The following is a 20,742-nucleotide window of genomic DNA, read 5'->3' on the forward strand; positions in this document are numbered from 1 at the left end:
TGCCCATCCAGTCAGCTTCGTACACCTACCGCACAAAAACACCCCCAACCACCCCCCCCCCCCCCCCCCCCCCCCCCCCCCCCCCCCCCCCCCCCCCCCCCCGGTGCGTTGCGGAGCCCTGCCCCCCTCCGCAGGGATATCGTCTGGAGGTGGACCAGCCGAATCCCCACCCCGCCGCGCCGGGCCCCGAGGCCCAGCCAGTCGTCTGCGCACGCTGCGGCGCCAAGTCCCCGGACGGCGCCCCGCCCACCTGGACCTGCTCCATGGAGAACGGCAGCAGGCAATACTTCTGCCACGACTGCGCCCGGGCCAACATCCGGGCCATCGAGGGCCGCCTCGACTCCTCCTGGTGGTGAACCGGTGCGGTACCAGGCCGTCCCCGGGTCGGCGGCGCTTGCCGGTACCGATGACCAGGCCTGCGCCCAGGGCGAGCGCCAGCCCCCCGATCCCCAGCGCCCGGCCGGCGGATCCGGTCGCCGCCAACTGACCCTCGGCGTGGGGTGCCTCGCCCCCGGCCGCCGTGCGGTCGACGACGTCGACCGGAGCACTACCGGCCCCGGTGCCCGTCTCGGGACCGGGATCCGGAGCAGTGCCGCCGCCGTGCCCGGGGTCTTCACCCGCCCCGGGCTCCTCGCCGCCTTCGTGCGGGGCGACGATCTCCGACCCGACGTAGGCGCTCTCGGACTTCACTTCGTCGTGCAGCTCGCTGGCGCCCGCGATGGTGAAGTAGACGTCCGTGAGCGGGGTTTGCGCGCCGAACCTCGCCCGGACCGGGATGGTGAGCTTGCCCGTCGGTACCTTCAGCCCCGTCGCGAGAGGCGCTGGCAGGAACGCGAGGTCATGCCATGCGCCTTGGGTGAACGCCTGCACCTGGATGTCCTGCCGGGACGCCCCATGGAGTCCATTGCCAGGACCAGGCTGTAACGCTCCTCCTCCGTGCCCTTCGAATGGTCGACCGTGGCGGAGAACTCCCCCCAACCGCCGCCCGCCTCGGACGAGGCGGGGACGCCGCTCAGTCCCAGGACCGGAGCGACGGCGGCCCGGGCGCCCCCGTCCGCCCCCGCGGGGACGAAGCCGAGTCTGACGGCGTCGGCGTGCTGACCGCTCGCCCGCCACGTGCCGGCCGTGTCGACCGTGACGGTGATGTCGATGTCGTACCGCTCAAGGCACGTCGCGTGATTGGCCCACCATTCGAGGCGGGCCCGACCCGAGAATCCGTCCATGGACACACTGTGCACGCTGCCCACGCCGGATCAGCCCGCCGGGCCGAGCCCCTGCGGGAGGCCGGCCACTACCAAGGCGACGGCCTCCTCCGGCGTATCGGTGCGCGCGACCAGCTCGCCTTCCTTCCGCACCCCGTACAGCCCGTCTTCGTTCGGGAAGAGGCACCACTTGAGGCGGGCCTTCCAGGGCTGCTCGACCCTGGTGGAGAACCAGAGGTTGAAGTGGCTGTTGACCGGCATCAGCCGGCGGAGCACCGGCTGGGCGTAGGCCGCCGCCAGCAGCGCGTGGGGGCGCGGGTGCCGGTCGTACGGAGGCATGTGGATGCGGTCGAGCTTGGTGCACCACGCCATCTCGACGGCATCGAGCGGCTCCTGCTCGTGGGCGAGCGCCCAGGGCCTGAACCGGATGAACGGGGCCTGCGCCCTGGTCTCCTCAAGCCCCGCGCCGCCCGTCCACGCCGCCGTCGCCCTGACCGCCTCGGCCAGGTCCGCGGTCCACCCGCAGGCCAGGCGCGGGCCGTTGTCCTGGAGGGCCACCTGGAAGGTCCGGCGCCGCCCCTCGTCGGGCGGATACACGACCACGCGCCGCCCGCGCCCCGCCTCTAGGTACCCCGCGAGGCGGCCCCGCTGCCCGTCCGACTTGGGCAGGACCAGCCCCATCTCCGCAGCGGTACGCCGCAGCGCGGCCCGGAGCGCCCCGTCCTCGTCCCAGCCGCCCTCGCCAAGCCCCGTCCCTGAGTTCATCGCCCGGTTCCCCCGAATCGCTCTGCTAGTCCTCGGGCAGGAACCCCGGGAGCCAGGACTCCAGTTCGTCCCGGAGGCGGACCGTCGCGCCCAGCTGGCACAGCACACCGATCGTGCTCAGCGTCACCCGGTGGATCAGCAGGTACGAGGGCGGCAGGTTGATCTGTCGGCCCAACTGGTGCGCGGGGGAGCGGGGATCGGCGATCCGCGCCGCCTGGCCGCGCAGCCACGGCCTGGTGAAGGTGAACTCCTCGGCATCCGCGGGCTCGATGATGGGCCTGAGGTAGTCGAGCACCGCCTCGGGGTCGAGTTCGATGGACTCCTTCACGAACCCCTCGGCGCACAGGTGCCCGTAGACCCCCTCGGCGTCACCGTCCAGCGTCATCCGCAGGGACCTGCCGATGGGCTTGGGCCAGCCACCGGGCAGCCGGTCCACCGTGCCGAAGTCCAGTACGCCCAGCCGCATCCGGCCGTCCGGCCCCGATACGAGCCGGAAGTTGCCCGGGTGCGTGTCGGCATGCAGCAGCCCGGTGCGGGCGGGGCCGGAGAAGAGGAACCGGGCCAGCAGCTGTCCGGCGCGGTCGCGCTCCTCCTGGGTGCCGTCGGCTATGACCTCCGACAGCGGGGTCCCCTCCATCCACTCGGTCACCAACACCTGGTCGCCCTGGTGCACGACGTCCGGTACGACCACGTCCTCGTCGCCCTCGAACGCGTCCGCGTGCGTCCGCTGCGCCTCGGCCTCCAGCTCGTAGTCGAGCTCCTCGGACACCCGGTCCCGCAACTCCTTGATCAGCGGCTTGATGTCCATTCCGGGTATCAGCGGCCCCAACAACCCAGCGAACCGGCTCAGCTGCTTCAGGTCCGAGAGCAGCGCCTCGCCGGCGCCCGGGTACTGGACCTTGACCGCGACCGCGCGGCCGTCGTGCCACACCGCCCGGTGCACCTGTCCGATCGAGGCCGCCGCGGCCGGCTTGTCCTCGAACTCCTCGAACAGATCCCGCCAGTCGGCGCCGAGCCGCTCGGCCAGCACTCGGTGCACCGTGTCGGCCGGCAGCGGCGGGGCCGCCTCCTGAAGCTTGGTCAGCGCCGCCCGGTAGGGCCCGGCGACCTCCTCGGGCAGGGCAGACTCGAAGACCGAGAGGGCCTGGCCGAACTTCATGGCACCGCCCTTGAGCTCCCCGAGCGTGCGGAACAACTGCTCCGCGGTGCGCTGCTGGAGCTCGCGGGCGACGATCTCCGCCGACTTCCCGCCGATCCGCTTGCCCAGACCCCACGTGGCCCGACCTGCGATGCCGAGCGGCAGCGCGGCCAGCTTGACGGTACGGGTGACCGCCTTCCGGGGAAGATCAGACATGCGCCCCTCCAATTCCCAGACAGCTGTGCCGCAAACGGCGGTTAGGCATGCCCCCGCGGTGAGCCATCGGTGACCCCTCGGCCAAAAAGCATCCTGTCATGGCCCTCCCGGCCGCTCCGAGGCCGATCCCGCATCCGCTCCGACCGGCTCGGGCCGGGCGGCGGCGCCGCAGGGGCAGTCGGGATCCGGACGGACCGCGGTGGGCTGCCAGTGGAGGGTGGGCAGGGCGGTTTCCCACCGGGTGCCGGTGGAGGCGGGCAGTTCTCCGTCGAGGAAGGACAGTGCGTGGGCCGCGGCCAGCCCGGCCACCGCCGTGGCCAGTCCCAGGTCGCAGGCGGCGGCCGCCCGGCGGCGGTGGGCCGAGCGCCACTGGACCAGCATCCGCGGCCAGGCCGGGTCCCGGGCCACCAGGTCGCGCTCCATGCACCCCGCGCACGCCGTCGCCCCGGGCAGTACCAGAGGCCCCACCAGGCCGGTCCCCTCCAGCACTCCCGCGTACAGGTGCGGGGTCCCGGTGGCGACCCAGTCGGCCGCGGACTGCGGATCGGGGGCCCAGGACTGCAACCCGTCCCGGGGCGCGACCACCACCAGGGCCAGTCCGGGCTCGGGGCCACCGCTCTCCCCGGCCCGGGGTCCGGGCCCCGGGGCCGCCTCGCGCACCAGGGCCCGCGCGGCCTCGGCGCGCAGCCGGCCCACGCTCCCGGGCGCCATCCCGCCCGGGGCCACATCGGCCGGCTCGACCCGGCCCCCGTCGAGCACCTCGACCCGGCCCACCCCCGCTCCCGCCAGGACCGCGGCGATCACCGCGCCCACCCGGCCGCTCCCGCGCACCTGGACCCGTACCGCACGCCGGGCCGCGGCACCCCGTAAGTCCCCGCCCGGCTCGCGGTGGACCAGCGACAGCGACCCCAGATCGGGCCCCAATCGCTCCAGGGCCTGCGGCCGCGAGCGCACCGCCTGGGCGCGGGGGCCGCCCGCCGTGGCGTCATCGAGCAGCCCGGCCGCCGCCAGGCTCCGCACCAGCCCGTCCACCTGCCCGTCGGGCAGGCCCATCGCACCGCCCTCCGCCCGCAGCAGCTCCATGCCCCGGGTCCCGTCGATCCGGTCGATGAGCGCGCCCGTCGCGGTGTCCACCGGCCCGACCACCACCGCGTGCGCGGGGGTCACCCCGAACTGCACCGTCTCCCGGTCCCGCCAGGCCCGTGCCAGCGCGGGTTTCACCTTCGGATACATCGCCGCCTCCTCGATTTCGATTCGCGTGCCGCTTTCCGGCCCGCCCTCTGCGCTCTCCGCTCTGCGCTCTTCGGCCAGATTGCCCGCCCGCCGAATTGCCCGCAGAAATTTGTCCACAGGTGAGGGGTATCAGTCATATGAGATGGAGAAAGGGTGTGTTCCGTGCGCCGACCGCGAATCGATCTTGTTCGAACCCCGAACGGGCGGGACTTCCGCCACGGCGACCGGGTACGGTCGTGCCGTGTCCGCCGATCCACCGCAGCGCGCCGTCGAAGTCCGCCGGAGCGCGCGCCGCCGCAGGACCGTATCCGCCTATCGCGAGGGTGACCGTACGGTCGTCCTCATCCCTGCCCGGATGTCCGAGGCCGAGGAGCAGCGCTGGGTGGGAGTCATGCTCGACAAGCTGGCCGCCCAGGAGAGCAAACGCACCCTCGGGGACGCGGAACTCACCGAGCGCGCCGATCGTTTGTCCGAGCAGTACTTCAGCGGTCGCGCTCGCCCCCGCTCCGTCCGCTGGGTCACCAACCAGAACACCCGCTGGGGCTCCTGCACCCCCGCGGAGGGCAGCATCCGGCTCTCGCACCGCCTCCAGGGGATGCCCGAGTACGTGGTCGACTACGTGCTGCTGCACGAGCTCGCCCACCTCCTCGTCCCCGGCCACGGCCCCCGCTTCTGGGAGCTGCTGGAGGCCTACCCGCGCACCGAGCGGGCCCGCGGCTACCTGGAGGGAGTGGTCGCCGCCGAGCGCCTTCCGAAGGTGCCGGCCGCCCGCGACGAATAGCCCGGGAATGCCCCGGGAAGCACCGTGATGTCGTACTCCGTGAATTGTCCCGGGTCGGTACCGACTTGGCCGGATGTCGGCAGTTGCGGCTAGCCTGAGCGCCACGCATTCACAGTCGGGATGGGGGACGGTCGTTACGTATGGCCAGGGAATTCCAACGCGGTCACAAGGCCAAGATCAGTGATCTGACGGCGGGCACGGACCTGTACGTGGGCATCCAGATCGCCGGGCCCGGACTCACCTTCGACATCAGTTGCTTCGGCCTCGACGCCAACGAGCAGCTGTCGGACGACCGGTACTTCGTCTTCTTCAACCAGCCGAAGTCGCCGGAAGAGTCCATTCAGCAGCTCGGTGCGCAGGCCGGGGACACCGAATCCTTCCGGGTGACGCTCGACCGGATCCCGGCGGGCATCCACAAGCTCTCCTTCGCCGCGTCCATCGACGGCGGCGGGCAGATGTCGCAGATCGGCCCCGGCTACATCCGGATCGTGGCCGGCGGCGAGGAGGTCGTCCGGTACGCCTTCACCGGCGCCGAGTTCACCACCGAGCGCGCCCTGATGATCGGCGACTTCTACCTCAAGGACGTGTGGCGCTTCGCCGCCGTCGGCCAGGGCTTCGACGGCGGACTCGCCGCGCTGCTGAGGAACTTCGGCGGCGAGGTCGCCGAGGAGGAGCCGCAGCCCGAGCCGCAGGTCCCGCCCCAGGCCGCCGCGGCCGCGCCCGGGTTCGCTCCGCCGGCCTTCGGCGCGCCCGCCGGACCCGCCGCACCCGCGCAGAACCCGGCCCCCGCGCCGTCGTTCGGTGCCCCGGCCCCGGCACCCGCCCCCGTGCACACGCCGCCGCCCGCCCCCGCCCCGGCCCCGGCTCCCGCCCCGGCCCCGTACCAGCAGCCGGTCCACGCGGCCCCGACCATGGCGGCCCCGCTGGCACCCCCGGCCCCGGCCCCGGCCCCCGCCCCGTACGGCCAGGTCCCGCAGCCCTCGTACGGCCAGGTCCCGCCCCCGGCCCCCGCGCCCTACGGGCAGCAGCCGCCCGCGTACGGACAGGTCCCGGGCCAGATGCCCGGCCAGCAGCCGCCCGCGTACGGCCAGCAGCCCCCCGGCCAGTACCCGCAGGCCGCCGGCGCGGGCCTCGCCGCCGCCCTCCAGCCGTACAAGGAAGCCCCCACCGGCGCCCGCTGGACCCCGCAGAACCAGCAGCTCATGCGGGTGGACCTGGCCATGGGCGGCCAGGCCGTCCTCGCCCGCCAGGGCAGCATGGTCCTGTACCAGGGCAAGGTCGAATTCAGCTACAAGGGCGCGGGCTTCGCCGGCCGCATCGTCGGCAACGCCACCGGCCAGGAGATGCAGCTGATGCGCTGCACCGGCCGCGGCCAGGTCTTCCTCGCCGAGAACGGCGCCCACCTGCACGCCATCGAGCTCCAGGGCGACGGGATCTGCGTCTCCGCCGAGAACGTCCTCGCCTTCGACGAGTCCCTCCAGCACGAGGTCCGGCGCATCGAGGGCCACGGCATCCCGGGCGGCGCCCTCTTCACGATGCAGTTCCAGGGGACCGGCACGGTGATCGTCAAGACGCACGGCGTCCCCGTCGTCCTGCCCGTCACCCCGACCACCTTCGCGGACAGCAACGCCATCGTCGCGTGGTCCTCCGCCTCCCAGGTGATCATCTCCAGCCAGGTCCGGCTGCGCCGCAACGCCTATCCCGGCCACAGCGGGGAGACCGTGAACCTCCAGTTCCGCGGCGCGCCCGGCAACTTCATCGTCGTCCAGCCGTACGAGGTCTGAGGGAGCCCCACATGAATGCCATGAACGCTATGAACCAGCAGCTCGCGGGCTACGCCCCCACCCCCGTCACGGCCCGCATGGAGAACCACGGCCGGGCCATGCTCAAGGTCGCCATGCAGAGCGGCCAGGACCTCTTCGCCCGCACCGGCTCGATGGTGGCGTACGAGGGCTTCGTCCAGTACGAGCCCAACCCGCCGGCCGTGCGCCAGATGGCCTCGCAGTGGCTCACCGGCGAGGGCGCCCCGCTGATGAAGTGCACCGGCGACGGCCTGCTCTACCTCGCCGACTACGGCGCTGACGTCGTCGTCATCAACCTCAACAACGACTCGCTGTCCGTCAACGGCACCAACCTGCTCGCCTTCGACGCCCACCTCCAGTGGGGCGTCGAGCGGGTCAAGGGCATGGCCAAGTTCGCCGGCCAGGGCCTGTTCAACGTGTCCGTCGCCGGCACCGGCTGGGTCGCGATCACCTCGCGCGGCACGCCGATCGTGGTCGACTGCGGCCGCGGCGAGGACGAGACGTACGTCGACCCCGACGCGCTCGTCGCGTGGTCGCCGAACCTCAAGGTCAAGGGCAAGCGCAGCTTCAAGGCCTCGTCGATGATCGGCCGGGGCAGCGGGGAGGCCTACCAGATGGCCTTCTCGGGCCAGGGCATCGTCGTCGTCCAGCCCAGCGAGGACAGCACCGACCGGCTCCGGGCCCGGGGCTGAGGGGGAGAAGGCACATCATGCAGAGCTCACTTTTCGCCCACTCCGAGGCGCAGTCCCAGGAGCGGTACGCCGTCCAGAACCCGCAGCTGCTGCGGGTCTCGCTGAGCGGCTCCGACGACGTACTCGCCCGCAAGGGCGCCATGGTCGCCTACCAGGGGATCATCGACTTCGACGGTGAGTACCAGAGCGCCAACCAGCGCGGCGCCCGCCGCCGCACCGGCGAGGGACTCGACCTCATGCGCTGCTCCGGGCAGGGCACGGTCTACCTGGCCAACCTGGCCCAGTACGTCCACGTCGTGGACGTGGACCAGGACGGCCTGACCGTCGACAGCAATTACGTCCTCGCGCTGGACTCCACCCTGCACACCGAGGTCATCGCGGTGGACAGCCAGTACGGGATCTCCGGCTCGGGCAAGTACCAGCTCAACATCAGCGGCCGCGGCAAGGTCGCGCTGATGACCTCCGGGCAGCCGCTGATGATGCAGGTCACCCCGGACAAGTACGTCAACGCCGACGCGGACGCCATCGTCGCCTGGTCCACCTCGCTGCGGGTCCAGATGCAGGCCCAGACGCACTCCACCGGAGTCTGGCGGCGCCGCGGCAACACCGGCGAGGGCTGGGAGCTCAGCTTCCTCGGCACCGGCTTCGCGCTGGTCCAGCCCAGCGAGGTGCTGCCGCCGCAGAACGCGCAGCTCGGCCAGGGCGTCGCGGCGCAGTTCGGCGTGGGCCAGCACGGCTCGCACGCCCAGAACCAGAACAACGCCTGGAACTGACGGGCCGGGCAGGACGTGCGCGAGGGGCGGCCCAGGTGATCCCGGGCCGCCCCTCGCGGCATTTCATGCTTCCAGTCGCGCCCGGGTCGCCGCGAGCAGCTGCACGACCGAGGCGTCGGCCACCGCCGCCACCTCCGCGTACGGGAACCAGCGCAGGTCCAGCGACTCATCGCTGATCTCCGCCACCGCGTCGGCCGGGGCCAGCGCCGCGTACTGCACGTCCATGTGCCAGTTGCACGGCGCCGGGATCGGGTGCCGGTCCAGCCGCACCGGGCCGCCCGGCAGCAGGGTCAGCCCGGCGGGAATGCCCGACTCCTCGCAGGCCTCGCGCAGCGCCACTTCGGCGAGGGTCCGGTCACCGGGCTCGCAGTGGCCGCCCATCTGGAGCCACATGCCGAGCTTCTTGTGCAGGGTCAGCAGGACGCGCTCCCGCACCGGGTCGATCACCAGCGCGCTGCCGGTGAGGTGCCCGGCGGTGCAGGGCTTGTAGACCCCGTCCGGGTGGGCCGCCAGGTGCTCCAGGTAGAGGTCGCGCAGCTCCGCCTGGTCCTCGTACGCCTTCAGTACGAGGACCGCGTCTTCGTGCAGGCTCACTTGTTCTCGTCGCCGTCCTGTTCGCGCTTCTCGGCCGCCTCGCCGAGCATCTTGTCGATCTCCGAGAAGTCCAGCTGCTCGCGGTGCACGAAGCCGTCCGGGTCGTCCAGGTCGGAGGCGGTCGGCAGCATGTCCGGGTGCTCCCACAGCCCGTCGCGGCCGTCGACACCGCGCGCGTCGGTGAGCGAGGCCCACAGCCGCGAGGCGTCGCGCAGCCGGCGCGGGCGCAGCTCCAGCCCGATCAGCGTCGCGAAGGTCTGCTCCGCCGGTCCGCCCGAGGCGCGCCGCCGGCGCATGGTCTCGCGCATGGCGTCCGCCGAGGTCAGCCGGGGCTTGGCAGCCTCGTGCACGACCGCGTCCACCCAGCCCTCGACCAGCGCGAGCGCCGTCTCCAGGCGGGCCAGGGCGGCCTTCTGCTCGGGGGTGTCCTGCGGCTGGAACATGCCGCCCTGCAGGGCCTCCTGAAGCTGCTCGGGGTTGGACGGGTCGAGCTGGCCGACCACGTCCTCCAGCTTCGAGGTGTCGACCTTGATGCCGCGGGCGTAGCCCTCGACCGCGCCGAACAGGTGCGAGCGCAGCCACGGCACGTGTGCGAAGAGCCGGGCGTGCGCGGCCTCGCGCAGCGCCAGGTAGAGCCGCACCTCGTCCGAGGGGACGCCGAGGTCCTTGCCGAAGGCCTCGATGTTCAGCGGGAGCAGCGCCGCCTTGCCGGCCGGGCCCAGGGGCAGGCCGACGTCGGTCGAGCCGACGACCTCGCCCGCCAGGACGCCCACGGCCTGGCCGATCTGCTGGCCGAACATGGCCCCGCCCATGGAACGCATCATGCCGAGCAGCGGGCCCGCCATGGCCTGCATCTCCTCCGGCAGGACGCCGCCCATCGCCGCACCGACGCGCTCGGCGACCGGGTCCACGAGCTCCTTCCACACCGGGAGGGTCGCCTCGACCCACTCGGCGCGGCTCCACGCCACGGCGGTCGCGGCGCCCGAGGGCAGCGAGGTCACACCGTCCAGCCAGTGGTCGGCGAGGCGCACGGCCTCCTCGACCGCGGACTTCTCGGCGAGGCCGACGCTGGCGTCCTTCACCCCGTCCGCGGTGCCCTGGGCCACGGTCTGGCGGGCGATGTCCTTGGCCATGTCCCAGTTGACCGGGCCGCCCTCGTAGCTCAGCATCTGGCCGAGCTGCTGGAAGGCCGCACCGAGGTCGTTCGGGTTCATGGAGCCGAACATCGCTGCGAAGGGATTGTCCGCACCGCCCGGACCGCCGGTGCCGCCCGGCAGGCCCATGCCCGGGAACCCGAACGGATTCGCCGGGCCGCCCTGACCGCCCTGATTGCCCTTCTTCTTGCCCTCGTCGCCGTTGTCCGGCTCCTCCGGCGGAAGGCCGAATCCGAATGGGGTGTCGCTCACGGGTTTCCTCGGCTCGTAGGGCCGCCGGCGGGAGCCGACGGGCAATGGTCCGACAACACCACCCAGCGTAGACACCACACCCGCTTCCGGGCTCGGTGCTCCGCCGACTCCTGGGCTGCGGCAGGATGGACATCACCTGGTGGGTACGCGTCACGGCGCGTCCCTACTGAAGACAACCGCTGGAGACGCCCGGTGAGTTCCCCAGATCCACAGGTTCGCGCGACGCCCGATCCCGAAAACCGCCCCGAGCACGGTGACGGCGCCCCCGGCGTTCGCCAGCCGCGAAACCCGGTGGTGCCCCGCAAGAACAGCCCGGTGATCGCCGTGACCGGCGCCGCCTCGGGCGTCGGCGCGGCCCTGGTGAGCCGGCTCGCCGCCTCCGACGAGGTCAAGCAGGTCGTCGCGATCGACGAGCGGCGCGGGGACTGCGCGGCCGCGCTGTGGCACGTGCTGGACGTACGGGACCCCGCGATCGCGGAGAAGCTGCGCGGCGCGGACGTGGTGGTCCACCTGGCGCTCGACCTCGACCTGGAGACCGACCCGGCCGCCCGTACTGCGTATAACGTACGCGGAACCCAGACCGTGCTCACCGCCGCCGCCGCGGCCGGGGTCCACCGGGTCGTGCTGTGCACCTCGGCCATGGTCTACGGGGCGCTGCCGGACAACGACATCCCGCTCTCGGAGGACGCGGAGCTGCGCGCCACCGCCGAGGCGACCGGCGTCGGGGACCTGCTGGAGATCGAGCGCCTGGGCCGCCGGGCCCCGCGCGCGCACCCCGGCCTGAACGTCACCGTGGTCCGCCCGGCCGTCCTCGTCGGGGGCACGGACACCGCGCTGACCCGGTACTTCGAGTCGCCGCGCCTGCTCGTGGTGGCCGGATCCCGGCCCACCTGGCAGTTCTGCCACGTGGAGGACCTCGTCAGCGCCCTGGAGTACGCCGCCCTGGAGAAGGTCGAGGGCGAGCTCGCGGTGGGCTGCGAGGGCTGGCTGGAGCAGGAGGAGGTCGAGGAGCTCAGCGGCATCCGCCGCATGGAGCTGCCGTCCGCGGTCGCGCTGGGCGCGGCGGCCCGGCTGCACCGGATCGGCCTGACGCCGTCCCCGGCGGGCGACCTCGCGTACACGATGCACCCGTGGGTGGTCAGCATCAGCGCCCTGCACGCGGCGGGCTGGCGGCCGCGCTGGACGAACGAGGAGGTGCTGGCTGAGCTCCTCCAGGAGGTCGCGGGCCGCCACACGGTCGCGGGCCGCCGGCTCGGCCGCAAGGACGCCACCGCCGCCGGCGCCGCGGGCGCGACGGTCGCGCTGCTGGGCGCCGCCGCCGTGGTCCGCGCGGCCCGCAGGCGCCGGGGCATCTGACCCCCGCGGGACCCCGGCCTGGGGCGCGCGCCCGGACGGCCGGTGCGCGCCCGAAGACCCCCGGGCACGGCCCGGGAGCCCGGGACGCGGCCGCCACCAGCGGTTTTCTGTAGGAGGCTCCCAAAGGCCCGGGGCCGGCCCGGGTGAAACGGCTATTCCGCCGCACCGGCGGCTAGGGCACGATGGAAGCTATGGCACCGCACTTCGACCACCCCGGCGAGCAGCCCGCTCCGGATCCGATCCGGCTGCTCGAGATCCGCGAGACCCCGCTCTCGCTCGACGAGGTCTTCCAGGCCGTCGGCGACGACGCGACGGGCGGTACGACCCTCTTCGTCGGCACGGTGCGCAACCACGACGGCGGGGCCGACGTCGATTCCCTCGGCTACTCCTGCCATCCGACGGCCGAGGCGGAGATGCGCCGCGTCGCCGAGCGCGTCGTGGCGAAGTACCCCGTCCGCGCCCTGGCCGCCGTGCACCGCGTGGGAGACCTCTCGGTCGGTGACCTCGCGGTCGTCGTCGCCGTGTCCTGCCCGCACCGCGGCGAGGCCTTCGAGGCCTGCCGGATGCTGATCGACGACCTCAAGCACGAGGTCCCGATCTGGAAGCACCAGACCTTCTCCGACGGTACGGAGGAGTGGGTCGGCGCCTGCTGAACCCCCGGCTGCGGCGCGCCCCCCGGAAGGGGGTAGCGTCGCACCCGTTCGGCCGCGCAACACGCCCTCGATTTGCGTAACCCCCTCCCGGGCACGAGCGTTGAAGCCACAACGACGACACGTACTTTCGGGGTAGGGAGGCACGCCCATGGCGTCTCTGGCGTGGTTGCTGATTCCGCTGTTCGCCGCGATCGGAGCGGCGATATGGGGCAGCTGGGCGGCACGCGACCGTACATCCGGCGACATATCCGAGCTCGCGGGCTACGCGAGGTTCCGTGAAGCCATGGGCAAGGCCGAGCAGGCCAGGACGAAGGCCGACGCGCACTCCGGTTCCGACGCCGTCTGAGGCGTCCCGGGGCCCCGTACGGCCCGGCCCGGGCGGCCGCGTGTCAGGACGGTCCCGTACTGTCGATCCATGCCACGCCGCACTGCGACGATGCTCGCCTCCACCCTCATGCTGTTCGCGCTGCTCTGCGCAGGGGTGTTCATCAAGGTCCCGTACTCCGAGATGAGCCCGGGCCCCACCGTGAACACGCTCGGGGACTCGCACGGCGAGCCCGTCCTGAACGTGTCGGGGCGCAAGACCTACCCGACCACCGGGCACCTGAACATGACGACGGTCCGCGTCACGGGCGCGGACTACGACATGAACCTGCTGGAGGCGGTGTACGGCTGGCTGGCGGGCGACAACATCGTCGTGCCGCACGAGAACCTGTACCCGAACGGCAAGACGGACCAGGAGTCCACCCAGGAGAACGCCGAGGAGTTCAGCCAGTCGCAGCAGACCGCCAAGGTGGCGGCTCTCAAGCAGCTCGGCATCCCGGTCTCCGCGCGCGTGATCGTTTCCTCCGTCGTCAAGGGCAGCCCCTCCGAGGGCAGGCTGCACGCCGGCGACGTCATCAAGGCCGTGGACGGCGCCCCCGTCAACGCCCCCGACGACGTGGCCAAGCTCGTCACCAAGCACAAGCCCGGTGAGCCCGTCGAGTTCACGATCATCCCCGCCGCGGAGGCGGCCGAGGCGGCGAAGGCGCACCGCGAGCCCAGCGGCTCCGCCAAGGTCACGATCACCGCGGGCAAGGCGGAGGGCGACGGTCACGCCATCGTCGGCATCCGGGCCGGCACCGACCACACCTTCCCGTTCACGATCGACATCAAGCTCGCCGACGTCGGCGGCCCGAGCGCCGGCCTGATGTTCGCCCTCGGCATCGTCGACAAGCTCACGCCCGAGGACCTGACCGGCGGGAAGTTCATCGCGGGCACCGGCACCATCGACGACACGGGCAAGGTCGGACCGATCGGCGGCATCCAGATGAAGACCATCGGCGCCCGCCAGGCCGGCGCCCGGTACTTCCTCACCCCGGCCGAGAACTGCGCCGCGGCCGCGGGCGACGTGCCCGGCGGGCTGACCCTGGTGAAGGTCTCCACCATCGACGACGCCGTGAAGGCCCTCCAGAAGATCAGCAAGGGGGACACGGCCGGGCTGCCGCAGTGCAGCAAGTCCTGACCGCGTCCTCCCCGCCGCCCCTTACTTGAAGGTCGCCGCCAGCGCCTCCGCCAGCCCGGGCACCAGGCCCCCGCCGGTGAGCACCTCGGTCGAGGAGTCCTTCTCCCGCAGCCGTACGGCCGACTCGCGCGTGCCGTCGCGCAGCACGGCCACGGTCAGCCGCACCTCCTGGCGCTCGGGGTGCCCGGCGACCCACTTCGACAGCTGCTTGTCGCTGAGCCCCTCCGGTACGGAGGCCTCCGCGGACGGCGGCAGCATCAGCCGCTCCACGGTCAGCGCGCAGCCGACGACGGCGTCGGGCCAGGCGATGGTGCCCAGGAACTTGTCGAGGGCGGTTCCCGCGGGCAGCTCGTCCTGCTCGATCGGGGTGAGGGAGGTCTTGCCGGCGTCGTCCTGGTCGAGGCCGAGCTGGCCGGCCAGGCGAGGCTCCTGCTTCTTGAGCTTGGCGGTGTCGACGAGGGCGAACAGCCGGGCGGGCTGGTCCCAGCCGAGACCGGCCGCGTACTCGTCGATCTCAAGGCAGGCACGGGTCAGCGGGCCGGCCGCCATGGGAGTGCCGGGGGAAGGCGAAAGGTTGGACATGGGAAACATCCTGCCTCCTTTCCCCCGGATACCGGGAACTGACTAAAGGCTCAGTAAGTTGCATCAGTGGGCTCTACGATCGGGGGCCCGTTCAACACCTGACACAACACAGCGACTTTCGAGGTGCGCACCTTGGCTTTCCAGATGCCGGACCGCGGCGGAGGCCCCTCCGGGCCACGGATGAGAGTCGGCCGCCCGTCCAGGCGCGCCCGAACTCTTCTGATGACCTTGGGCGTCCTGGCCGTGCTGGCCATGGCGTTCATCATGTTCGCGGGCTTCTGGACCGACTGGCTCTGGTTCCGCTCCGTCAAGTACTCCACCGTCTTCACCACCACCCTGTGGACCAAGATCGGCCTCTTCGCCGTCTTCGGCCTGCTGATGGCCGGTGCCGTCGGGCTGAACATCTGGCTGGCCCACCGGCTGCGGCCGCCGCTCAGCGCGATGTCGATGGAGCAGCAGAGCCTCGACCGCTACCGGATGAGCGTCGCGCCGTACCGGAGGTGGCTGCTCCTGGGCATCGCCGCGCTGGTGGGCCTGATCGCGGGTGCCTCGGCGGCCGGCCAGTGGAAGACCTGGCTGATGTATGTGAACGGGGTGGCCTTCGGGCAGAAGGACCCCCAGTTCCACAAGGACGTGTCGTTCTACACCTTCGACCTGCCCTGGTACCGCTTCCTGCTCGGCTTCGGCTTCGCCGCGGTCGTGCTGTCGGTGATCGCCGCGGCCGTCGTGCACTACCTGTACGGCGGACTGCGCGTGACCAGCCCGGGCGCCCGGGCCACCGCCGCGGCGACCGGCCACCTGTCGGTGCTGCTCGGCCTCTTCGTCTCGCTCAAGGCGGTCGCGTACTGGCTCGACCGGTACGGCCTCGCCGTGAAGTCCAGTGACTTCAAGGCGGCGGACAACTGGACCGGCCTGCGGTACGTCGATGCCAATGCCTACCTGCCGGCGAAGACGATCCTCGTCGCCATCGCCGCGATCTGCGCCGTGCTGTTCTTCGCGACGCTGTGGCGCCGCACCTGGCAGCTGCCGGTCATCGGCTTCGGCCTGATGGTGCTCTCGGCGATCCTGATCGGCGGGCTGTACCCGGCGATCGTCCAGAAGTTCCAGGTCCAGCCGAACGAGCAGGCCAAGGAATCCCCGTACGTCGAGAAGAACATCAAGGCGACGCGCGACGCCTACGGGATCGGCGGCGCGGAGGTCTCGGACTACGCGGGCGTGCCCGCCGCGGGCACGGACAAGGGCCAGCTGCGCAAGGCGGCCGACACCACGGCCAGCATCCGCCTGCTCGACCCGAACATCGTCTCCCCGGCCTTCCAGCAGCTCCAGCAGGTCAAGGGCTACTACGCCTTCCCGTCCACGCTCGCCGTGGACCGGTACAGCGGCCAGGACACCGTCATCGGCCTGCGCGAGCTGAACATCGGCGGCATCCCGAAGAACAACTGGATCAACGACCACTTCAAGTACACGCACGGCTACGGCGTGGTCGCGGCCAAGGGAACCACCGTCGGCGACCAGGGCGCCCCGGACTTCACGCAGTCCGACCTCCCCTCCAAGGGCATGTTCGGGACGGACTTCGAGCAGCGCATCTACTACGGCGAGCAGACGAAGCAGTACTCGATCGTCGGTGGACCGCAGAAGGAGCTCGACTACTCGGACGACAAGGGCGAGAAGGAGACGAGCTACAAGGGCGACTCCGGCGTCAACCTGGACAACCCGATCAACCGGGCCGCGTACGCACTCGCCTTCAGCGAGCCGCAGATCATGTACTCCGGCGCCATCGGCGACGGCTCGCGGATCCTGTACAACCGCACGCCCAAGGAGCGCGTCGAGGCCGTCGCGCCGTGGCTGACCATCGACGGCGCCCCGTACCCGGCGGTCATCGACGGCCGGATCAAGTGGATCGTCGACGCGTACACGACCACCAACGGCTACCCGTACGCCTCGCGGACCACGCTGGGCCAGAGCACCGCGGACTCGCTGACCAACAGCCAGCGCGCGGTCGTGGCGCAGGAGAACCAGGTCAACTACATCCGCAACTCGGTGAAGGCGACCGTCGACGCGTACGACGGCACGGTCAGCCTCTACCAGTGGGACACCCAGGACCCGGTCCTCAAGACCTGGATGAAGGCGTTCCCGGGGACGGTCAAGGCCAAGAGCGAGATCTCCAAGGCGCTCATGGACCACATCCGCTACCCGCAGGACCTCTTCAAGGTCCAGCGGGAGCTGCTGACCCGGTACCACGTCACGGACCCGCAGACCTTCCTCAGCGGCAGTGAGGCCTGGGCCGTTCCGGACGACCCGACGACCAAGGCCGGTACGGCCGTTCCGCCGTACTACCTGTCGATGAAGATGCCGGGCCAGAAGGAGAAGGACCAGGTCTTCTCGCTCACCACGACGTTCACGCCGAACGAGCGGGACAACCTGAGCGCCTTCATGTCGGTCAACGCCGATCCGGGAACCCCGGACTACGGAAAGATCAGAATCCTGAAGCTGCCGACCAGCAAGCCGGTCGACGGCCCCAAGCAGGTCCAGAGCAAGTTCCAGTCCGAACCGAAGATCGCCGAATCCATCCGCCTGCTGCGCGGCGGCGACTCCGAGGTCGAGTACGGCAACCTGCTCGCGGTGCCCCTCGACGGCGGAATGCTCTACGTGGAGCCGGTGTATGTGCGCAGTTCGGGGCTGAAGTACCCGCTGCTGCGCAAGGTGCTGGTGACCTACGGCGGGCAGACCGCGTTCGAGGACACCCTGGAGAAGGCGCTGAATGTGGTCTTCGGGGCCGAGGCCCCGACCACGCCCGTCCCGCCGACCAGCCCGACGACCCCGCCGGACGGCACCACCACGCCGCCGACCAGCCAGGACCCGACGGTCAAGGCGGCTCTCGCCGACGCGCAGAAGGCCGTGGAGGACGCCGACAAGGCGCTCAAGGCGGGCGACTGGGCGGCGTACGGCAAGGCGCAGAGCGACCTGCAGGCGGCGCTGAAGCGGGCGATCGACGCCGAGGCAAAGCTGACGGCGCCCAAGCCGGGCGGCTAGCGGTCGGCGGCGACACCGTCGGTACGGCTCCGTCCCGCGTCCGTGATACTGTGGTTTCACCGACGCGGGGTGGAGCAGCTCGGTAGCTCGCTGGGCTCATAACCCAGAGGTCGCAGGTTCAAATCCTGTCCCCGCTACTGAAGACGAAGGCCCGGATCCATGGGATCCGGGCCTTCGTCATGTCCGGGGCGGCCGGCTTGTTGCGACATGGGGTCACTGGGGCGGGTGAGTTGGGGTGGGAGCGTGTTTGACTTATCTCTCTGTGGGCATGTCGACAAAACGCTGTAGTGACCTCACTGGCTGCGACATACCAGGTGTACGCGGGTAGCAGGTGATGCGACGATGGGATTTATGGGGGACAGGTCAACTCTGCTGGAGACAGGGCGGTTTGCGAGGGCGGGGGCCGAATCGGACGTGGAGGTCGATGAGGCGGCTCAGGCTGTCAACGCGCACACCGCACCGATCGATGCGGTGTTTGAGGAAGAAGCGTTCGTGGACGCCGACACGGCCAGCGACGCGGAGCTCGAGGCCCGCCACCGGGTGGCCGCCGACAAGGGCGACCCCGGTGCGATGAGCGTGCTCGGGGCGCTGCTGCTGCGCCGGGGCGACCTGGCCGGGGCCGAGCCCTACCTGCGCGGTGCCACCGGCGAGGGCGACCGCGCCGCTGCGAACAACCTCGGCGTACTGCTCCACCAGCGGGGTTACCCGGAAGAGGCCGCGGGCTGGTGGCGGGTCGCCGCCGTGGCCGGATCCGCTCCGGCCGCGCATGCGCTCGGCCGGTACTTCCGCGAGCGCGGGGACGAGCCGGCCGCCGAGTACTGGCTGCGCCAGGCGGCGGAGTCGGGCCACGCGCTGGGGGCGTACGGCCTGGCGGACCTGCTGGAGCACCGCGGGGACAAGGGCGTGGAGCGGTGGTTCCGCGCCGCCGCCGAACAGGGGCACCGCGAGGCCGCCTACCGGCTGGCGCGGCACCTGCGCAAGGGCGACCCCGCCGAGGCCGAGCAGTGGTACCGCCAGGCCTCCGCGCGCGGACACCGGCGCGCGGCGCTGCACCTGGGCACGCTGCTGGAGGCGCGCGGGGAGCTGAAGGAGGCCGGGCGCTGGTACCTGACCTCGGCCAAGCAGGGCGAGGCACGGGCGGCGTGCGCGCTCGGTTTCCTGCTGCGCGACGCCGGGGACGAGGACAGCGCGGCCGCGTGGTGGCTGCGCGCGGCGCAGGACGGCGACGGCAACGCCGCCAACGCGCTCGGCGCCATGCACGCGGCGCGCGGCGAGACCCAGACGGCGGAGAAGTGGTACCGGGCCGCGATGGACGCGGGCGACCAGAACGGGGCGTACAACCTGGCGCTGCTCTGCGCGGCGCAGGAGCGCACGGCCCAGGCCGAGCAGTGGTACCGGCGCGCGGCCTACGCGGGACACCGCGAGGCGGCCAACGCGCTGGCCATCCTGCTGCTCCAGGGCGGGGACGCGGCGGGCGCGGAACCGTGGTTCTCGAAGGCGGCCGAGGCGGGCAGCGTGGACGCCGCCTTCAACCTCGGGATCCTCTTCGCCAGCCGGGACGAGGACCGCACCGCCCTGAAGTGGTACGAGCGGGCCGCGTCGGCCGGGCACACGGACGCGGCGCTCCAGGTCGGCATCGCGCTCGTGCGGGACGGCGAGGACCGCGCGGCCGAGCGGCACCTGCGCTGCGCCGCCGGCGGCGGCAGCGCCGAGGCGGCCTTCCGGCTGGCCTCGCTGCTGGAGTCGCTCGCCCCGCCGCCGGAGCCGGTGGCACTGGGCGAGCCCGCGGGCGGCGTGGAGCGCACCGAGAGCGAGGAGTGGTACGAGCGTGCCGCCGAGCTGGGGCACCGCCGGGCGCAGGTACGGGTGGGCATGCTGGCCGCGGCCCGGGGCGACCTGGCCGTGGCCGCGCGCTGGTACCGGGAGGCGGCGGAGGCCGGCTCCCGCAACGGCGCGTTCAACCTGGGGCTGCTGCTGGCCCGCGAGGGGAGCGAGCCGGAGGCGGCGCTGTGGTGGACCCGCGCCGCGGTGGCGGGCCACGGCCGCGCCGCGCTGCGGCTCGGGCTGCTCGCCGCGCGCCACGGCGACCTCGCCGAGGGCCAGAAGTGGTGCATGCGCGCCATGGAACTGGGCCCGGCGGAGGTCTCGGCCCGCGCGGCCCGGCTGCGCGAGGCCCTGGCCGAGGAACTGTCCGCCTGACCCGGTCCCCGGCCCGGGTCCGACCTGCGCGTTAACCGATTTGCATCTGCCGTCCGCGCCCACGTACAGTGGGGTTTACCGACGCGGGGTGGAGCAGCTCGGTAGCTCGCTGGGCTCATAACCCAGAGGTCGCAGGTTCAAATCCTGTCCCCGCTACTGAAGGCCGATGGCCCGGATCCCATGGATCCGGGCCATCGGTCGTTTGCCGGGCGAAAGCACGAAGAGAGGGGCCCGGGAGCGCTGCTCCCGGGCCCCTCCTCGTTCTCGGCTACGTCGCTACGCCGCTGCGCAGTTCGGACACACCCCGCGATAGGTCACCTCGACCGCCGACACCACGAAGCCGAAGCGCTCCGTGTCGGGCAGGTCGGCCAGCGGGTTGCCCGCCGGGTGGACGTCCCGTATCGCCCCGCACTGGGCGCACACCAGGTGCTGGTGGGGCCGGTGGGCGTTCGGGTCGTACCGCTTGGCGCGCCGGTCCGTGGAGACCTCCAGGACCTCGCCGAGGGTCACGAGCTCGCCCAGCGTGTTGTAGACGGTGGCGCGCGAGATCTCGGGCAGCCTGGCCACCGCGCGCGCGTGCACTTCGTCGGCCGTCAGGTGAACGTGGTCACCGTCGAGCACCTCGGCCACGACGCGCCGCTGTGCGGTCATGCGCCATCCGCGTCCGCGAAGTCGTTCCAGCAGGTCACTCATGGGCGTCAGCCTAACAGTGAGGGGATTCGGTGTAACTCCCGAATCAGTGCGGACTTGGATGCTTACTTGACTTAGACAAAGTCCATCGTAGGATCGGATACGGCAAAGGCCAAGGACAGG

The 20,742-nt window shown here is 72.0% G+C and carries 19 protein-coding genes and 2 tRNA genes; 13 read left to right on the top strand and 8 right to left on the bottom strand.

What is annotated here, in order from left to right; translation table 11 throughout:
- Nucleotides 1-149 precede the first annotated feature (149 nt).
- Complete coding sequence (locus ACZ7GJ_RS04085) at nt 150-356, top strand: hypothetical protein (RefSeq protein WP_365918638.1); 207 nt, start codon at nt 150-152, stop codon at nt 354-356.
- Nucleotides 357-800: 444 nt separating this feature from the next.
- Here ACZ7GJ_RS04085 and ACZ7GJ_RS04090 read toward each other — a convergent pair whose 3' ends face one another.
- From ACZ7GJ_RS04090 to ACZ7GJ_RS04105, 4 genes are all read right to left on the bottom strand, one after another.
- A complete protein-coding gene (locus ACZ7GJ_RS04090) occupies nt 801-1,223 on the bottom strand; it encodes a hypothetical protein (RefSeq protein WP_470749187.1) in 423 nt (140 codons plus the stop codon).
- A gap of 30 nt (nt 1,224-1,253) precedes the next feature.
- Nucleotides 1,254-1,967: a DUF6193 family natural product biosynthesis protein gene (locus tag ACZ7GJ_RS04095; protein ID WP_470749189.1), complete on the bottom strand. Its 714-nt coding sequence runs from the start codon at nt 1,965-1,967 to the stop codon at nt 1,254-1,256.
- Nucleotides 1,968-1,992: 25 nt separating this feature from the next.
- Nucleotides 1,993-3,321: an ABC1 kinase family protein gene (locus ACZ7GJ_RS04100; RefSeq protein ID WP_470749191.1), complete on the bottom strand. Its 1,329-nt coding sequence runs from the start codon at nt 3,319-3,321 to the stop codon at nt 1,993-1,995.
- Nucleotides 3,322-3,417: 96 nt separating this feature from the next.
- Nucleotides 3,418-4,554 (bottom strand): TOMM precursor leader peptide-binding protein, encoded by a 1,137-nt coding sequence (locus ACZ7GJ_RS04105; RefSeq protein ID WP_470749193.1) that lies wholly within the window; start codon nt 4,552-4,554, stop codon nt 3,418-3,420.
- Nucleotides 4,555-4,696: 142 nt separating this feature from the next.
- On the opposite strand from ACZ7GJ_RS04105, the gene ACZ7GJ_RS04110 reads away from it, so the two are divergent.
- The 4 genes from ACZ7GJ_RS04110 (at nt 4,697) to ACZ7GJ_RS04125 (ending at nt 8,602) form a co-directional block, all read left to right on the top strand.
- Nucleotides 4,697-5,335, top strand: a complete 639-nt coding sequence (locus tag ACZ7GJ_RS04110) for a M48 metallopeptidase family protein (protein WP_470749195.1) — start codon at nt 4,697-4,699, stop codon at nt 5,333-5,335.
- Between the two features lie 140 nt (nt 5,336-5,475).
- Nucleotides 5,476-7,119, top strand: a complete 1,644-nt coding sequence (locus tag ACZ7GJ_RS04115; RefSeq protein WP_470749197.1) for a TerD family protein — start codon at nt 5,476-5,478, stop codon at nt 7,117-7,119.
- A gap of 29 nt (nt 7,120-7,148) precedes the next feature.
- Complete coding sequence (locus ACZ7GJ_RS04120) at nt 7,149-7,829, top strand: AIM24 family protein (protein WP_215026307.1); 681 nt, start codon at nt 7,149-7,151, stop codon at nt 7,827-7,829.
- A 17-nt stretch (nt 7,830-7,846) separates the two neighbouring features.
- Entirely contained in the window at nt 7,847-8,602 is a 756-nt protein-coding gene (locus ACZ7GJ_RS04125) for an AIM24 family protein (RefSeq protein WP_470749199.1), read from the top strand.
- A 63-nt stretch (nt 8,603-8,665) separates the two neighbouring features.
- Here ACZ7GJ_RS04125 and ACZ7GJ_RS04130 read toward each other — a convergent pair whose 3' ends face one another.
- Nucleotides 8,666-9,196 (bottom strand): NUDIX hydrolase, encoded by a 531-nt coding sequence (locus ACZ7GJ_RS04130; RefSeq protein ID WP_470749201.1) that lies wholly within the window; start codon nt 9,194-9,196, stop codon nt 8,666-8,668.
- Nucleotides 9,193-10,602: a zinc-dependent metalloprotease gene (locus ACZ7GJ_RS04135; protein WP_470749203.1), complete on the bottom strand. Its 1,410-nt coding sequence runs from the start codon at nt 10,600-10,602 to the stop codon at nt 9,193-9,195. The genes ACZ7GJ_RS04130 and ACZ7GJ_RS04135 overlap by 4 nt, the downstream gene beginning before the upstream one ends.
- Nucleotides 10,603-10,794: 192 nt before the next feature.
- On the opposite strand from ACZ7GJ_RS04135, the gene ACZ7GJ_RS04140 reads away from it, so the two are divergent.
- From ACZ7GJ_RS04140 to ACZ7GJ_RS04155, 4 genes are all read left to right on the top strand, one after another.
- Entirely contained in the window at nt 10,795-11,958 is a 1,164-nt protein-coding gene (locus tag ACZ7GJ_RS04140; RefSeq protein WP_470749205.1) for an SDR family oxidoreductase, read from the top strand.
- A 191-nt stretch (nt 11,959-12,149) separates the two neighbouring features.
- Nucleotides 12,150-12,611: a molybdenum cofactor biosynthesis protein MoaE gene (locus tag ACZ7GJ_RS04145; RefSeq protein ID WP_385230663.1), complete on the top strand. Its 462-nt coding sequence runs from the start codon at nt 12,150-12,152 to the stop codon at nt 12,609-12,611.
- Between the two features lie 148 nt (nt 12,612-12,759).
- Complete coding sequence (locus ACZ7GJ_RS04150) at nt 12,760-12,957, top strand: hypothetical protein (protein WP_365918621.1); 198 nt, start codon at nt 12,760-12,762, stop codon at nt 12,955-12,957.
- 69 nt (nt 12,958-13,026) lie between these two features.
- Complete coding sequence (locus ACZ7GJ_RS04155; protein WP_470749208.1) at nt 13,027-14,115, top strand: YlbL family protein; 1,089 nt, start codon at nt 13,027-13,029, stop codon at nt 14,113-14,115.
- A gap of 21 nt (nt 14,116-14,136) precedes the next feature.
- Here the strand turns inward: ACZ7GJ_RS04155 and ACZ7GJ_RS04160 are convergent, their stop codons facing one another.
- Nucleotides 14,137-14,706, bottom strand: coding sequence for a PPA1309 family protein (locus tag ACZ7GJ_RS04160; RefSeq protein WP_470749210.1), 570 nt, complete (start codon nt 14,704-14,706; stop codon nt 14,137-14,139).
- A 135-nt stretch (nt 14,707-14,841) separates the two neighbouring features.
- Here ACZ7GJ_RS04160 and ACZ7GJ_RS04165 point away from each other — a divergent pair, with 135 nt between their 5' ends.
- The 4 genes from ACZ7GJ_RS04165 (at nt 14,842) to ACZ7GJ_RS04180 (ending at nt 20,085) form a co-directional block, all read left to right on the top strand.
- Nucleotides 14,842-17,730, top strand: a complete 2,889-nt coding sequence (locus tag ACZ7GJ_RS04165; RefSeq protein WP_470749640.1) for a UPF0182 family membrane protein — start codon at nt 14,842-14,844, stop codon at nt 17,728-17,730.
- A 63-nt stretch (nt 17,731-17,793) separates the two neighbouring features.
- Nucleotides 17,794-17,867 (top strand) — tRNA-Met (locus ACZ7GJ_RS04170).
- A 205-nt stretch (nt 17,868-18,072) separates the two neighbouring features.
- The gene (locus ACZ7GJ_RS04175) at nt 18,073-19,929 is read left to right on the top strand and encodes a tetratricopeptide repeat protein (protein ID WP_470749212.1); all 1,857 of its coding nucleotides are present in this window, start codon (nt 18,073-18,075) and stop codon (nt 19,927-19,929) included.
- An 82-nt stretch (nt 19,930-20,011) separates the two neighbouring features.
- A tRNA-Met gene (locus tag ACZ7GJ_RS04180) sits at nt 20,012-20,085 on the top strand.
- 120 nt (nt 20,086-20,205) lie between these two features.
- On the opposite strand, the gene ACZ7GJ_RS04185 is transcribed toward ACZ7GJ_RS04180, so the two are convergent.
- A complete protein-coding gene (locus ACZ7GJ_RS04185) occupies nt 20,206-20,622 on the bottom strand; it encodes a Fur family transcriptional regulator (protein ID WP_330298486.1) in 417 nt (138 codons plus the stop codon).
- Between the last annotated feature and the right edge of the window lie 120 nt (nt 20,623-20,742).

It is taken from the genome of Streptomyces sp. NPDC037242 (assembly GCF_055604165.1).

Excerpts from the sequence above, each read along its gene's own strand:
- ACZ7GJ_RS04120 (WP_215026307.1), top strand. The coding sequence starts at position 7,149 with ATGAACCAGCAGCTCGCGGGCTACGCCCCCACCCCCGTCACGGCCCGC.
- ACZ7GJ_RS04095 (WP_470749189.1), bottom strand. The coding sequence starts at position 1,967 with ATGAACTCAGGGACGGGGCTTGGCGAGGGCGGCTGGGACGAGGACGGG.
- ACZ7GJ_RS04160 (WP_470749210.1), bottom strand. The coding sequence starts at position 14,706 with ATGTTTCCCATGTCCAACCTTTCGCCTTCCCCCGGCACTCCCATGGCG.
- ACZ7GJ_RS04105 (WP_470749193.1), bottom strand. The coding sequence starts at position 4,554 with ATGTATCCGAAGGTGAAACCCGCGCTGGCACGGGCCTGGCGGGACCGG.
- ACZ7GJ_RS04100 (WP_470749191.1), bottom strand. The coding sequence starts at position 3,321 with ATGTCTGATCTTCCCCGGAAGGCGGTCACCCGTACCGTCAAGCTGGCC.
- ACZ7GJ_RS04090 (WP_470749187.1), bottom strand. The coding sequence starts at position 1,223 with ATGGACGGATTCTCGGGTCGGGCCCGCCTCGAATGGTGGGCCAATCAC.
- ACZ7GJ_RS04125 (WP_470749199.1), top strand. The coding sequence starts at position 7,847 with ATGCAGAGCTCACTTTTCGCCCACTCCGAGGCGCAGTCCCAGGAGCGG.
- ACZ7GJ_RS04145 (WP_385230663.1), top strand. The coding sequence starts at position 12,150 with ATGGCACCGCACTTCGACCACCCCGGCGAGCAGCCCGCTCCGGATCCG.
- ACZ7GJ_RS04165 (WP_470749640.1), top strand. The coding sequence starts at position 14,842 with ATGCCGGACCGCGGCGGAGGCCCCTCCGGGCCACGGATGAGAGTCGGC.
- ACZ7GJ_RS04175 (WP_470749212.1), top strand. The coding sequence starts at position 18,073 with ATGGGATTTATGGGGGACAGGTCAACTCTGCTGGAGACAGGGCGGTTT.
- ACZ7GJ_RS04185 (WP_330298486.1), bottom strand. The coding sequence starts at position 20,622 with ATGAGTGACCTGCTGGAACGACTTCGCGGACGCGGATGGCGCATGACC.
- ACZ7GJ_RS04155 (WP_470749208.1), top strand. The coding sequence starts at position 13,027 with ATGCCACGCCGCACTGCGACGATGCTCGCCTCCACCCTCATGCTGTTC.
- ACZ7GJ_RS04115 (WP_470749197.1), top strand. The coding sequence starts at position 5,476 with ATGGCCAGGGAATTCCAACGCGGTCACAAGGCCAAGATCAGTGATCTG.
- ACZ7GJ_RS04150 (WP_365918621.1), top strand. The coding sequence starts at position 12,760 with ATGGCGTCTCTGGCGTGGTTGCTGATTCCGCTGTTCGCCGCGATCGGA.
- ACZ7GJ_RS04110 (WP_470749195.1), top strand. The coding sequence starts at position 4,697 with ATGGAGAAAGGGTGTGTTCCGTGCGCCGACCGCGAATCGATCTTGTTC.